This is a genomic window from Ciceribacter sichuanensis (assembly GCF_024055605.1).
GTDB lineage: Bacteria > Pseudomonadota > Alphaproteobacteria > Rhizobiales > Rhizobiaceae > Allorhizobium > Allorhizobium sichuanense.
In genome coordinates, this window is record NZ_JAMXLX010000001.1 from 364107 (window position 1) to 377249 (window position 13143).

Annotated in this window: 14 protein-coding genes; 7 read left to right on the plus strand and 7 right to left on the minus strand. The window is 59.4% G+C overall.

What is annotated here, in order from left to right; all coding sequences use genetic code 11:
- Positions 1-125 precede the first annotated feature (125 nt).
- Both NBH21_RS01695 and NBH21_RS01700 read left to right on the plus strand, forming a co-directional pair.
- Positions 126-1682, plus strand: coding sequence for a DUF7380 domain-containing protein (locus tag NBH21_RS01695; protein WP_250912228.1), 1557 nt, complete (start codon positions 126-128; stop codon positions 1680-1682).
- 16 nt (positions 1683-1698) lie between these two features.
- The gene (locus tag NBH21_RS01700) at positions 1699-2091 is read left to right on the plus strand and encodes a DUF4209 domain-containing protein (RefSeq protein WP_250912229.1); all 393 of its coding nucleotides are present in this window, start codon (positions 1699-1701) and stop codon (positions 2089-2091) included.
- A 234-nt stretch (positions 2092-2325) separates the two neighbouring features.
- On the opposite strand, the gene NBH21_RS01705 is transcribed toward NBH21_RS01700, so the two are convergent.
- From NBH21_RS01705 to NBH21_RS01715, 3 genes are all read right to left on the minus strand, one after another.
- On the minus strand, positions 2326-3339 hold the full coding sequence (locus NBH21_RS01705; protein ID WP_250912230.1) for a hypothetical protein: 1014 nt from the start codon (positions 3337-3339) through the stop codon (positions 2326-2328).
- 202 nt (positions 3340-3541) lie between these two features.
- Positions 3542-4174: a CatB-related O-acetyltransferase gene (locus NBH21_RS01710; protein WP_250912231.1), complete on the minus strand. Its 633-nt coding sequence runs from the start codon at positions 4172-4174 to the stop codon at positions 3542-3544.
- Positions 4175-4355: 181 nt separating this feature from the next.
- Positions 4356-5573, minus strand: a complete 1218-nt coding sequence (locus tag NBH21_RS01715) for an MFS transporter (protein WP_280924855.1) — start codon at positions 5571-5573, stop codon at positions 4356-4358.
- A 119-nt stretch (positions 5574-5692) separates the two neighbouring features.
- Here NBH21_RS01715 and NBH21_RS01720 point away from each other — a divergent pair, with 119 nt between their 5' ends.
- Positions 5693-6133, plus strand: coding sequence for a winged helix-turn-helix transcriptional regulator (locus NBH21_RS01720; protein ID WP_250912233.1), 441 nt, complete (start codon positions 5693-5695; stop codon positions 6131-6133).
- An 83-nt stretch (positions 6134-6216) separates the two neighbouring features.
- On the opposite strand, the gene NBH21_RS01725 is transcribed toward NBH21_RS01720, so the two are convergent.
- Positions 6217-7104: an NmrA/HSCARG family protein gene (locus NBH21_RS01725; RefSeq protein WP_250912234.1), complete on the minus strand. Its 888-nt coding sequence runs from the start codon at positions 7102-7104 to the stop codon at positions 6217-6219.
- 89 nt (positions 7105-7193) lie between these two features.
- Here NBH21_RS01725 and NBH21_RS01730 point away from each other — a divergent pair, with 89 nt between their 5' ends.
- From NBH21_RS01730 to NBH21_RS01740, 3 genes are all read left to right on the plus strand, one after another.
- On the plus strand, positions 7194-7613 hold the full coding sequence (locus tag NBH21_RS01730; protein WP_250912235.1) for a winged helix-turn-helix transcriptional regulator: 420 nt from the start codon (positions 7194-7196) through the stop codon (positions 7611-7613).
- A 260-nt stretch (positions 7614-7873) separates the two neighbouring features.
- Positions 7874-8344, plus strand: a complete 471-nt coding sequence (locus tag NBH21_RS01735) for a GNAT family N-acetyltransferase (protein ID WP_250912236.1) — start codon at positions 7874-7876, stop codon at positions 8342-8344.
- Positions 8345-8454: 110 nt separating this feature from the next.
- Positions 8455-8844: a cupin domain-containing protein gene (locus NBH21_RS01740; RefSeq protein WP_250912237.1), complete on the plus strand. Its 390-nt coding sequence runs from the start codon at positions 8455-8457 to the stop codon at positions 8842-8844.
- A gap of 40 nt (positions 8845-8884) precedes the next feature.
- Here the strand turns inward: NBH21_RS01740 and NBH21_RS01745 are convergent, their stop codons facing one another.
- Entirely contained in the window at positions 8885-9397 is a 513-nt protein-coding gene (locus tag NBH21_RS01745; protein ID WP_250912238.1) for a GrpB family protein, read from the minus strand.
- 198 nt (positions 9398-9595) lie between these two features.
- A complete protein-coding gene (locus NBH21_RS01750) occupies positions 9596-10807 on the minus strand; it encodes an MFS transporter (protein WP_250912239.1) in 1212 nt (403 codons plus the stop codon).
- A gap of 224 nt (positions 10808-11031) precedes the next feature.
- On the opposite strand from NBH21_RS01750, the gene NBH21_RS01755 reads away from it, so the two are divergent.
- Complete coding sequence (locus tag NBH21_RS01755) at positions 11032-11943, plus strand: LysR family transcriptional regulator (RefSeq protein WP_250912240.1); 912 nt, start codon at positions 11032-11034, stop codon at positions 11941-11943.
- 25 nt (positions 11944-11968) lie between these two features.
- Here the strand turns inward: NBH21_RS01755 and NBH21_RS01760 are convergent, their stop codons facing one another.
- Positions 11969-12982, minus strand: a complete 1014-nt coding sequence (locus NBH21_RS01760) for an aldo/keto reductase (protein ID WP_250912241.1) — start codon at positions 12980-12982, stop codon at positions 11969-11971.
- Positions 12983-13143: the final 161 nt, after the last annotated feature.

The following is a 13143-nucleotide window of genomic DNA, read 5'->3' on the forward strand; positions in this document are numbered from 1 at the left end:
CTGGGGTGCTGGCCGCAACTCTTCATTCGCGGATATCTAAATGTCCGTGGATATATCCACGAAAATAGGAGCGAAACGCTAGCATCTGATAACATGGGGCGTCTTCGAAAGGTTAAACTGGGGCGATGCCTTACGGATTGAAGAACATAAACGAATACCTGAAGTCGAACCTCCTGACATGGCCGTTTGACTGGCAGGATGTGGAGGATCGACGCGTGATCGAAGTGCCCACGGAGATTGAGTCCATTATCCAAGGCTTCGAGCAGTCTGGAGAAAAGCTGGGGGCCAACGTGATATCGGCTGCCCTAAGCCCTGCAAGGATGAGACTTGCGGACAACGCAGATGCATTCCGTAACGCATGGCCCGATGCTATGGCCTTCGCTCTCCAGCGGGAAGCCGAGAACATGGGACCGTGGAACACCTATTTCGGAGCATGGAGTTCAGGCACCAAGACCGATGGCTCTGATTGGTATGGACCTGATGTCCGGGAACTGACACCAGAGGTAATTCAGCATTGGGAGGCGCGAGCGAAATCCCTTGGCCATCCGGTTCTGAGAGGCCGCTACGCCGATCTCGTATGGGAGTTCAGCAGGCCCGTTTCGAAGAAGCGGGCCGATCCTGAATTCGCTCGCATCGCCATCGACAGCTATCTGGACTCGGTTGAGAATGATATCCGGCCGGATCAATATGATAACATCGTTGTGCTCAAGCGCGCAGCGCGCCTTGCGGCCCTGATCAACGACGCGGAACGCATTATTCGGGCAAAGGACCAGCTTCTCGTTGCCTTCGACAAGGCGGTAGCCGAAAAGATATGGTGGTGGGCGGTCTCCGACGAACTGTTGGAGAACCGAAAGCTCGCGTTGAGCGAAGACGACCGGGAGCGGTTACGAGCTGGTTGGGAAACCCTGTTCGCTGGATACACTGCAGCGGGCGTTGACGGCTTCGATCCCCATCACGCGGAGAGCGTTGGCGATCGTCTCATCGGTTTCTACCGCAAGGCGGGAGCGACGTCCGAGGTTGAGCGTGTCGCCAAGGGGATAGCCGACGCGTTCATCTATATTTCGCGTGCTGGGAGCGCCATGCAGGCGATGGCGTGGCTCGAGACCGGCGTCGAATATACGTCAACTGCCGGAGACAAGGACCAGGTGAAAGCCCTCAGGCTCGAACGCGAGGAAGCTATCCGCAATAGTCACAAGGAAATGCAGTCTTTCACAACAACGATGACGATCACCAAGGAGGAAGTGGACGAATTCCTCGCTCTTGTCATCGACAAAGATAGTTGGCAGCAGGCTCTATTTAACATTGCCGTAGAATTCACCGAGCCTAAGGAGCGGCTCGGGATTTCGCTACAACGCGAAGCGCGGGCCGCGCCGCTCATGGCGATGTTCTCGTCGTCTATCCTCGCCGACGATCATCAGGCCGCGACCGTTGGGTCGACTGAAGACGACAAAGAAGGAAACCTCATTCGACGTTCCAATACCGGCCAACAACTCAACCGACATTTTCTGACGAGGGCGCTTGACGAGGCGGTGGATTTTCATCGTCTGTCTCCGGAGGAGATAGCAAGTTTCATTTTCCAGTCCGACTTGTTCGATGATTTCCCCCTTATGCGCGAAGGCATCAAGGCTTGGATGAACGCGGACTACATCAAAAGCGCTGTTCACGCTCGTGCCTCTGGTTGAGTCAGGGTTCCGGACGTTGGCAAGAAATCTGGGGGAGGTGACGACCAAGGCCAAACGCGGCACACCGGGCTGGGAGGTGTCCTCCAACCTCGGTGATTTCCTCGCCATGGAATCGGTTCAGAAGGCCATGGGTCCGGACATCATCCTGCAAATCAAATCGATCTTCGCTGACGCCCGCGGAACCAATCTTAGGAACCTCGTGGCACACGGACTGGCCTCCTCGTCATATGCGAACTGGCAGGTCTGCGACCTGATCGTTCACTCCCTACTGGTCATAGGGGTCTACGAGGATGTTCGCGATGTCGCCGCGCAACGCGGGGCGAAAGCCGCCGAAAAGGCAGAACTCGGCGAAGACGATGACGAAGATGAAATGCCCGCCGGCGATCCGGTGGAGAATGGCTATACTTGAGATTAACTATCGGCGCCATCAGGCAAACGGCGGTAGCTTTAGTGTCGGCCTCGGAGCGGTGTGTCGGCTTTCAGAAGCCGAGTAGAGGAGGAGAATGACCGAACTGGAGGCGCAAAGCCGCCGCCCTCGTCCGCCAGAACGGCCTGCAAGGGCTCCGGCGAAGGTCTGAGTTGCCGCACTGCTAGAGGCCGCTTCCGCATCATCTCGGGCTGCCTCTTGCCGACACGCTGATGCTCATCGCGTAAGAACGATATCAACCTGCCTTACCAGATGGCGATTGATCTGCGGAACCTGATGGCGCTTCAAAAAGTATGGCCCCGCTGTGTGTGTCCCGACGGGGAAAAACTCTCGCTGCGCCGCACCGGAAACCTTGAAACGGGCCAATGCCACGGATGCGTCATCTTCCGACAGAAAAGCCGCCATGCTCTCCTTGCCATCTCGCTCCCAGACTCGAACCCGAAACTCTTCAGGCCCGATCGGTGGTAATGCCCGATATCCTGCGGATTTCATCCACTCCAGGCCGGCAGCATCGATTGTGCAGCAAAAAGGAATTCCACCAATCCCTCCGGTCTCCCTGTTAGCCGTTTCGATCCACCAGTCGTTCTGCCAGCGTTCATAGCCAAAGAGCATGCCTTCAAGCCGCTCGTGATGTTCGTTCCAGCCACCGCTACCTGCGGTCGTAGCTGCCTCCCAAAGAATTTCCATTGCCCGGATGCGCCATTCCTCACCTCTCAAGGTGTAATAGACATCTCGAAAATCACCTTGATTGGGATCGATGGCATAGGGCTTCAACGCCTCCGGAGCAGGTCTGACGATGATTTCCTTATGCAGAACGCCTTGCTGGACCCACTTGTCAAATGCCTCCTCGGCTCCCGGCCAGACGTCAGTAAACCGGGCCAGCTTCTTTCTTCCGTCCAACATCAACGGGAGTTCGAAATTCGTGTGAATAAAATACGGAACGTCCTGAAAGAATTGGGTTCGCTGGTCGACCTGCTCACGCTGCAAGTGGATCTCAAGCTTTGGATTCGGTCGCTGCCCAAGCTCAAAGCCAGCGCCAAAGCGCTCATTCAACGAAGCGATCTCATGCCGCTCAAGGATATAAGAGCTTTCCAGCTCAGGATCATCATCTGCATCGGGGCCAATAATCGCCCGCAGAGCTTCGATGTCATCCACCAAGAAGCGGCATTCGAGGATTGTGCACCAAAGCTCCTGATCGAATGCGCTGACAATGAATGAACTATGAGCCATCGAAATACTCCAGGTGCGCGATGAATCCTACAAGCCCACGCCTCCGCAACCCTGCAGAGAGAAGCGTGACCTTAGTAACCTGTAGATGAACGCGATGAGAAGCCCGTTAAGAAAGCCCGTCAAAGTTTCGCGACAGGCCATCCGCAATTGATGCGAAGCCGCCGCCGCCATTTGCGGCCACCTTGAAACACGCTCCCCCGTCTCAAGCCATCCGAAGCGCTGGCAGATCGCCATCGGTCAAGGCGGTCAGATTGGCTTCGATCTTGCCGATCGGCCAGTCCCACCAGGCGATGTCGAGAAGTTGGGCGATAACGTCTTCGGGATATCGCATCCGGATGACGGTTGCCGGGTTTCCTCCGACGACGGCATAAGGCGGAACGTTTCGGGCAACGACGGAAGCCGCGCCAATAATTGCGCCCGCGCCGATCTGCACGCCCGGCATGATCGCCGCGTCATGGCCGATCCACACATCGTGGCCGACAATCGTATCCTTTACCGGCAGGTCCTTGTAGCCGAAGGTCTCCGGCTTGAAGATACGGAATGGATAGGTGCTGAAACCGGTCATCGGATGATTGGCCGAGCTGGTGATGAAGTAACTTCCACGCGCAATCTGCACGAACTTGCCGATAACCAGCCGTTCCCGAACGCCATGGCCGAGATAGGGAGCCAGTATCAGGGCCGTGTCTTCAGGCTTTCCGGAATGTGTGAAATAGCTGTAATCGCCCACCTCGATACGCGGGTGGTCGATGACGTTCTTCAGATAGACCGTATCGCGATAGACAGTGCCATCGGGCAAGGTAATGGGATGAACGGCCCCGGCATCAAGAAGCGGCATGGAAATCCCTTACATGAAATGCGGCTGCGTGGAATTATGCCGAGAAGGCTAGTGTCATATCGCGATGTAATCCATGGCGTTACCTGAATGCTTTCATGAAATATCCGAATGGACGCGACCGGCATCGGCCAGCGGACGCGATGGCGGGGAGCCGGCCCGTGGCGGTCATCCCCGAGGACATTTAAGGGGCCGACCTGTTTGCACCTGCGCTCATTGAAAGGAGGCTGGCAATCCACACTGCGAGCGCGAGCCCGCTGAATGTTGCTCCAAGGATTGAAATCCCCGCCCAGCCGGATTGTGCGTAGGTTGCCGTGGCGGAAATTGCCCCGATGGCGCTGTCGGCCGAATAAAACACCATGTAACCGCCAATCAGGCGGCCGCTTTTTTGCGGATGCAGGGCCACGACGACGCTGAGGTTGCTGACGTGGACGGCCTGGACCGCCAGATCGAGCAGGAACACTCCCGCCAGCAACACTGCGATGGATGAGGGAAGGAGAGCGATCGGTCCCCAGGATACCAGCAGGATCGCCAGAGAAGCTCCGGTCGTCCATTGGCCGTAGCCCCTGTCAGCCAGCCTTCCTGCACATGTCGCTCCAATTGCTCCCGCCAGTCCAACCAGACCGAACAGACCTATCCAGGTGTGGGAATAGGAAAATGGCGGCGCACTGAGCGGAAGGACCAGCGCGGTCCAGAACGTGCTGAAAGATGCGAAAATCAGGAGCGCGAGGATGCCTCGAAAGAGCAAGGCCCGCTCACGAACAAACATGCGTGGAATGGAGAGGAGAGCGTGGACATATGTTTCCGAAGCTCGTTCCGCCGATGGCCGCGGCAGCATCGAGACAAGGACGCCGACCATCGCCGCGGTGAGGAGCGCCGACGTCAGGTAGACCGCCCGCCATCCGCCGAGATCGGCGATCGTCCCGGCGATGGATCGGGCTGCAAGAATGCCGGTGACCACGCCGCTGGTCACCGTGCCGACCACTCGACCGCGTTGGGCCGCAGTTGCCAGGGCCGCAGCCTGGGCAACCAGTATCTGAACGAGAACAGCCAGCAATCCGACCGCACCCATGCCAGCCAGCAGCATCGCTTTCGCTCCCGCTGTCGCGACGATGACAAGAGCGATCGCCAACAACAGCCCTTGGACGATGATCAGCTTCCGGCGGTCGATGAGATCGCCTATCGGCACGATGAAGATCAATCCCAGCCCGTACCCCACCTGGGTCAGCGTGACGATGAGACCGATGGCGGCCGAAGACATTCCAAGGTCATGCGCCATCAGGTCGAGCAGGGGCTGTGCGTAATAGATATTCGCCACGCTCGAACCTGCGGCCGCCGCGATAATCAGCGTCTGCACTCCCGACAATCCATGGGCGCGCACTCGCGGGTTGCCATCTGTCATTTTCTTGTCCACCGCGCAGTCCCTTGCGATCTCGTTTCAGCTTCGTTTTGAGACCACTTGGCGCATCACATTTCCAGTTCTAAGATAGAACCAGATTTGAGGAACAGAGATCGGTCGCGATGGTCAAACGTGTCAGCTTGTGGAATGCCGGTTGCCCGGTGGCGCGTTCTCTCGATGCAATCGGCGACTGGTGGTCGCTTCTGATCATTCGCGATGCTTTCGACGGCATGCGCCGCTTTGGCGAGTTCCAGAACGGGCTGGGCATCAGCAAGGGTGTCCTGGCCACCCGATTGCGTGACCTTGTAAGGCGGGGAATTTTCGAAACCGCGCCAGCCTCGGATGGAACCGCTTACCGGGAATACGTTCTCACCGCGAAAGGACGCGGCCTTTTCCCCGTTATCGTCGCTCTGCGGCAATGGGGAGAAGACCACCTGTTCGCTGATGGTGAGGATCGCTCCTCGCTGGTGGATCGGGAAAATGGCGAGCCGATAGCACGGCTTGTGATCCGGTCCGCCGACGGCCGTTCCCTTGCCTGGAGTGACACCCGGGTAACGGGCTGAACGCGCCCTGAAACCTGCTGGTTTCCCGCATGTAAATGACTGCTTTTGGCGCAATGCCTCCACCTTCATCCGCGCAACCGACTTCAGCCTTCCCCCAGTCCGATGGCATCCCTGAACGCTTTCAGCCCGACCGTGGCGAGCCATGTCCGGAAGGTCAGGAGTTCAGGGTTGATTGCGCGCATGGCGTCGAGATCGACGCGGACTGACAAGGGGCCATCCTCAAGGCTCCTCGCCATGTGCGACAGGTCCGGGCTGGCTTCCAGAACCTCGTCCGGCAAGCGGGCGTAGGAAATCTGCCGCCCCGCCACCTCCGTCATGGCGGCCTCCAGGTCGTGGCCGGAAAGCCGGTCGCTGGCAATTCTCATGGTGACCCCGCCGAACCGTTCGCGATCGGCGAAAATGGACGCCACGAACTTTCCGATGTCATCGACGGCGGTGAGCTGGATGAAGTCCTCCGGCCTGATCAGTGACAGCAATTGCCCCCGGTCCAGTCCGAATCCGGGTCTCACCAGCATTTCCATGAAGATTGTCGGCCTAATGATCGTGGCGGTGATGGGCAATTCGCGGATATGGGCCTCGATATGCGGCTTGGCATCGAACCTCGCTACGCCTGTCGGCCTGTCGCCGACGCTTGCGCCCGATGAATAGACGAAGTGAGCGATATCGCTTTCGACGGCCAGATCCGCGATGGAGGTTCCGTAACGCTCTTCCTGTTCCGCCGCCAGATTGCCCGGCAGCACGCTGAAAACGCCATGGGCACCCTTCATTGCCGCGCGAACTGTCTCCATGTCCTCGAAGGATCCGCGCATCAGTTCGACGCCCGCCTCCTGCAAGGCGAGCGCGGCGGGCTTGCCCGGGTCCGACACCAGCGCCCGGACATTCCAGCCTGCTTTCAGCAAGGCCTTCGCCACCGATCCGCCTTGACGGCCGGTCGCTCCAAGAACAAGTATCGAATGTTTCTGATCGGTCATGACAGGCCCTCGTGTTGATCGCGAGGTATCCATATATATGTTTGGGAAGCCGCCGGAAGACGGCACATCTTTCAGCGTCAGGCACAAGGATGATACGCTTGGACGACACCCGCCGGCCCGGTTCGCAACAGGATTTGGATGCAGCACGGCAGTTCATGCCGATACCGTCAAACGGGGTTTGCAGCAGGCTGGGCGATAAATGGACCGTGCATGTTCTGTGGCGGCTCTCGCTGGCGGCCGGGCGTCGACTGCGGTTTTCGGCGCTCAAGAAGGAAACAGTCGGCATAACCCAGAGAATGCTGACGCTGACCTTGCGGAACCTGGAACGCGATGGCCTGATCGTCAGGCACTATTTTCCCGAGGTGCCGCCGCGCGTCGAATATGAGCTGACGGATATGGGCGTCGAAGCGCTGGCGGCCCTCCAGAGCTTCAACCTCTGGCTCAGGAACAACCTTCCCCAGATCGAAGAACATCGTCGCGCCTATGACGAAGCGGGCGACAACCCATAGCGGTATGGCCTGCCGCGCAGGAAGCAGGCCTCACGGGCGATCGCGCAGACGACGCCGGATATCTTCGGCCAAGAGTTCGGCCTCCCTGGCGATTGGCAAACGATGGCCCAGATGCCCGTTCTCTCCAGAATGCGCCTCCGTGGCAGCCTGTCAACGGAACGTCCGCCAGTGACGTAATATTGGCGCGCGTTCCTGCGGCATGGCGGGGTCCGGGCCGAAGCAGACGTTGCGGAAAGTCTGACGCGATGCAAGATAAGCGCATGAGCGTGACACCGTTATACATCCGAAAGGCCGATCAACGCGATCTGCCGGCCCTTGTGGAACTATACCAGCATCTGTCCGAAGGGGACGAGAAACCCGGTCTCCCTTTGGCCGAAGACATCTTCGAGCGGTTCGGCGTCTATGAGGGCAGCGCAATCATCGTCGGCAAGGTCGATGACACCCTTGCGGCCTCCTGTACCCTGGTCGTCATCCCCAATCTGACGCATGGCGGCAGGTCCTATGGCCTCATCGAAAATGTCGTCACGCACCGGGATTTTCGTAACCGGGGCTTCGGCAGGCAGCTTCTCCTTAAGGCCGCCGATCTCGCTTGGGCGGCAGACTGCTATAAGGTCATGCTCATGACCGGTTCGAAGAAGCCCGAGACATTGAATTTCTATCTCGGGGCAGGTTTCGAACAATCCAAGACCGGATTCCAGATGCGCCGTGTTCCGGTCAGGGGCGACGCCTGATCTGACAGTTATGGGGTCGAAGCGGACTTCTACCTGGACCGGTAGCGTCGTTGGAACCTGCATGATACGCATACCTTGCCCCGTTCGCGAAGCGGAAAGAGACAGCAGTTATGAAGTGCCTGCGCATCTATGCCACCCCGGATGGTAAATCGCACTTCGATGAAATTGAACTGCCTACCATATCGCTTTCGGTGCATCCCGACGCGGTGCCGTTCGATGTTACGGCCAGCTATCCGGCATTCCGTTTCCGTCTCACCCACATTTCTGCGGGCATGCGCGAAGTTGCTTGGCATACTGTGCCAGAGCCAGTGCTGACAGTCAGGCTGGACGGCTCGGTGGAATACGAAACGAGCAATGGGGAGGTTCGCCACGTTCAGGCGGGTAGCTTCGTGTTGGTCGAGGACACGCATGGCAAGGGTCATTTGTCGCGCCATTCCCCTGAGGCTCAAGCCGTCATCTGGATTTCACTGCCAAACGGGCTTGATTTGCCACAGTCATAGCGGTCGCTTCCGTATCGTGGCAAGATTTGGCCTGAAGCGGTCATACCGTGCCTTTCTTTGCCGCACAGACTATCTCAGAAATGAATGCGCTCTTCTCCGAGGTATAACGATCACCGTCATACGGGAACTGCTCCGCCAGGCGGCGTTTCAAGGCGGAATATGCCAGGGCCACATCGTCGTGTCGGCGGAGGTAGTTTAGGAAAAGCATCCGCCTTTCGTGGGTCTCGTTTGAGGGCGGGCAAAGGTAGACCCTCAACTGGGGTGACTGGCGTTTCGAAAGGAAGGCCCAAACATCGTCATCGTAGCGATTACCACGAGGTTCGAAGCCAGCACCAACCAGAACCGCGCTTGCATCGGGAATGCCTCGGAGCCCCGATACAACGACATCCACGTCAAGTATCGGCTTTGCAGACAATCCTGGCACTGCTGTGCTACCGATATGCTCGATTGCCATCACGCATCCGCCGAGTAGTCTTCTCAAAAGGGCTTCGGTCTCTGCAAAAGCATCTGCCCATTTCGCGTCGTAGGGAACAATTTCAACCAAGGTCGGCATAAGAGCATCCATGATCGAGGAAGGCCGATCATGTTTAGCCTATCCAGCCTGCGAATGTCTCCTCTGGGGGCGTATTGGAGACGGAAGTCTCTTCTCTTGCTGGCCCGAAACGAGCATCGCTGGCTCGGCGGGATGCCGGCCAGCGATGTCAGTGCTTCTGTCCTGCCGGCAAGCCCGGACCCTTCACTGTCAAACGGTTCAAGCCGTAGTGGTCCGCTTCGCGAGGAGGGTCAGGCCGAAGATTATCAGGCCGGTCAGCGTTAGGGCGAAACCGGCCCAGACAGCCGAGAGCAGACCGTAACCCGCAGCGATCGAGGCACCACCAGCAGCAGCGCCGACGGCATTCGCGACATTGAGCGAGGCTAGGTTCATGGCGCCCATCAGGCTCGGGGCTTCGGGAGCGAAATTGGTCAGGCGAACCTGGATGGTCGGGATGGCGGCCATCATGGCGGCGCCGACACCGAACATGGCGGGGAAGAAGATGAAGGGATTGGAACCGCCGACCGCCAGGATGGCCATGATCACGAGAGCACTGCCGAAGCCGATGACAATGCCGCGAGCGGGGTAGAGGTCGGCGAGCTTGCCGCCATAGACGTTGCCTGCGGTCATACCGATGCCGAAGAGAGTCAGCGCAACCGGGATCATTTCGGGAGCGAGGCGGACGGTGTCGGTGACCATGGGGGCGATAAAGGTGTAGACGGCGAAGATTGATGCGACACCGAGGGCGGCGACCAGCATGACACCCCAGACCGAGCCCTTGCGCAGTGACGACAGCTCCTGGATGACCGGGACGCCATCAAGCGCCTTGGTGCGCGGCACCCACTGCCAGATGGCGCCGAAGGCTAGCGACGAGAAGGCGGCGACCGCGAGATAGGTTTCGCGCCAGCCGATGGTCTGACCGAGGAAGGTGGCGAGCGGCGAGCCCACGATGGTTGCGACGGTCAGACCGGTCATGACAATGGCGAAAGCCTTGCCTGCCTGGCCGGGGCCGACGATGTAGGAGGCGACGACTGCGCCGGCACCGAAGTAAGCGCCCTGCGGCAGGCCGCTGATGAAGCGTGCCAGCATCAGGAACCCGAGGTTCGAAGCAAATGCTGACAGAACGTTGCCTGCGACGAAGAGTGCCATGAGGGCAAGCAGCAGCGTGCGGCGGTTGAGCGTTGCAGCAGCCAACGTCACCAGGGGAGCGCCGAGGACGACGCCGAAAGCGTAGGCCTCGATGGTGTGGGTGGCGCTGGGGACGCTGATGCCGAGCGTTTCGGAGAAGAGCTGGATGATGCCCATGCTGGCGAATTCTGACGTGCCGATCGAGAAGCTGCCAAGCGCCAGAGCGAGCAGTGTCAACTTCTGCGAACGGGCGGTGGTGTCTGCGGCGGGAGCGAAGACCTGGGTTTCGAAGGTGATGGACATTGCGGTGATCCTTTGCGGAATGTGTGGTTGATGGTGTTTGGCGGAACTCAAAACCGGCGTGTTGTGTGAGGACATGGATCTCATGTTCGGCCAGACCGCAGTAGCCAGGTCGCATTCCCACGATTTGAGAAGAAAATTCACAAGTAGTGTTGCCTGTCGCAAGACAACGCCGGTAACAGCGGCTATTGTCGGCCCCACTTGTAGACGGGAGCGGGGGTATCGGCATGGACAACAGGGCCGGCGAGGCGATGGTTTTCGTTCAGGTGGTCGAGGCCGGGAGCTTTTCCGAGGCCGCCCGTCTGCTGCTGATGACGCCATCCACGGTTTCGAAACTTGTAGCGCGGCTCGAGACCCGGCTGGGCGTTCGGCTTGTCGAGCGCTCGACGCGGCGGCTGGTTCTCACCAAGGAAGGTGAGTTTTACTACGAGCGCAGTCAGCAGCTGCTCGCCGATCTCAATGAAACGGAGCAGCAGATCGCGAAAGGCGGCGCGGAGCCCGAGGGTATGATCCGGGTAAGCTCGTCCGTAACCTTCGGCGTGGCGGCGCTGGAACCGATCCTGCCGGAATTCTGGCAAACCTATCCGGGCATCGTCGTGGACCTGTCGCTGTCAGATGAAACGGTCGACCTCTATCTCGACCGGACGGACGTGGCGATCCGGGTGGGCAAGCTCGCGGATTCCAACCTGATTGCCCGCAAGATCGGCACGACCCGTCGCCGCATCGTCGCTTCGCCGGCCTATCTCGAAAAGTGGGGCATCCCCGAAGCGCCCGAGGACCTGCTCCATCACAACTGCCTGGGCTTCAACTTCCGCCGCGCGAACCCGGTATGGCCGATGCGCGAAGGAGGTCGGATCGTCGAACGCATGCTGAGCGGCTCGCTTCTCGTCAACAATGGTGAAACGATCCGCCGCATGGCGATCGCCGGCGTCGGCATCGGCCGCATTGCGGACTACCATGTCCGTGGCCCGATCGCGCGCGGCGAGCTGGTGGAGCTTCTCGCCGACAGTTCGGTCAGCGATTGCGACGATATCAACGTGCTCTACCGCGGCACGCAGCTGCTGCCAGCGCGAGTTCGCGCCTTCCTCGACTTCACGGTGCCGCGGATGCAGAAGTTCCTTGGCAGCAATCCAACTTAGGTAGTCGTACCCCTTCTTGTCCCAATCACTCCAGAGCGGGAAGCGGTGCTTCCGCGTTGACCAGACCGGCCCAGCGAATTTCACGCCAGAAGTCGGCGGGGATCTGCTCGGCAAGCGCCGCGCTGTCCTCGGCGATACGGCTGGGCTTGCTGGCGCCAGGAATGACGGCAGCGACGGCGGGATGGGCGAGCGCGAATTGCAGGCCAGCGGCCTTCATACTGACGCCGTAGCGGTCAGCGATGGCCTTGATTCGGGCGACCTTGTCGAGAATCACAGGCGTTGCCGGGGCGTATTCGAAGTTCGGGCCGCCAACCAGCGCGCCGGAGCTATAGGGGCCGCCGACGACGATACCGAGGCCACGTTCAGCGACCGTGGGCATCACGCGCTGGAGCGCGTGGTCATGGTCGAGCAACGTGTAGCGGCCGGCGAGCAGAAAGCCGTCCGGGCGCGGGCCATCGAGCGCCAGCAGGAGTTCAATCGGTTCGACGCGGTTGACGCCAAGCCCCCAAGCCTTGATCACGCCTTCATCGCGCAGTCGGTCGAGCGCCTTGAAGGCACCCTTGCGGGCAGTCTCGAAAACGTTCAGCCACTCGTCACCATAGAAATCCTGGGCAACGTCATGGACGAAGGCGATGTCGATCTGGTCGGTCTTGAGCCGCTTCAGGCTGTCCTCGATCGAACGGTAGGTGCCGTCCCCCGAGTAGTCGTTGACTATCTTGTTGGGGCGGCCATATTTGAAGACATCGCCCTTTTCGCCGAGGTCCCGGGCACTGATATCCTCGATCTCGTCGAGAATGACGCGGCCGACCTTGGTGCTGATGATATAGTCTTCGCGCGGCTTGCCAGCCAGCGCCTCGCCCATGCGAATCTCGGCAAGGCCGGCGCCATAAAAGGGCGCGTTGTCATAGTAACGGATGCCGTCGTTCCAGGCAGCTTCGACGGTGGCCTGCGCTTCGGCTTCCGGAATGTCGCGGAACATGTTGCCGAGCGGAGCGGCACCGAAGCCGAGCTTGCTCGGGAGAATGTTCTTGAGAGTCATTGTCTTATCCTTTCGTTTGGCTGTCTACAGCAGGGTCCGTCCCTGTTGAGTAGAGAGATAGAAGGGATGGAGCAGAGGCGGTAGGTGGGTGGGGTTCGCAAGATATGAGAAGGGAATTCACAGATCCCGCGAGCCCGTTCGGACACCTCACGGCGCCGCCT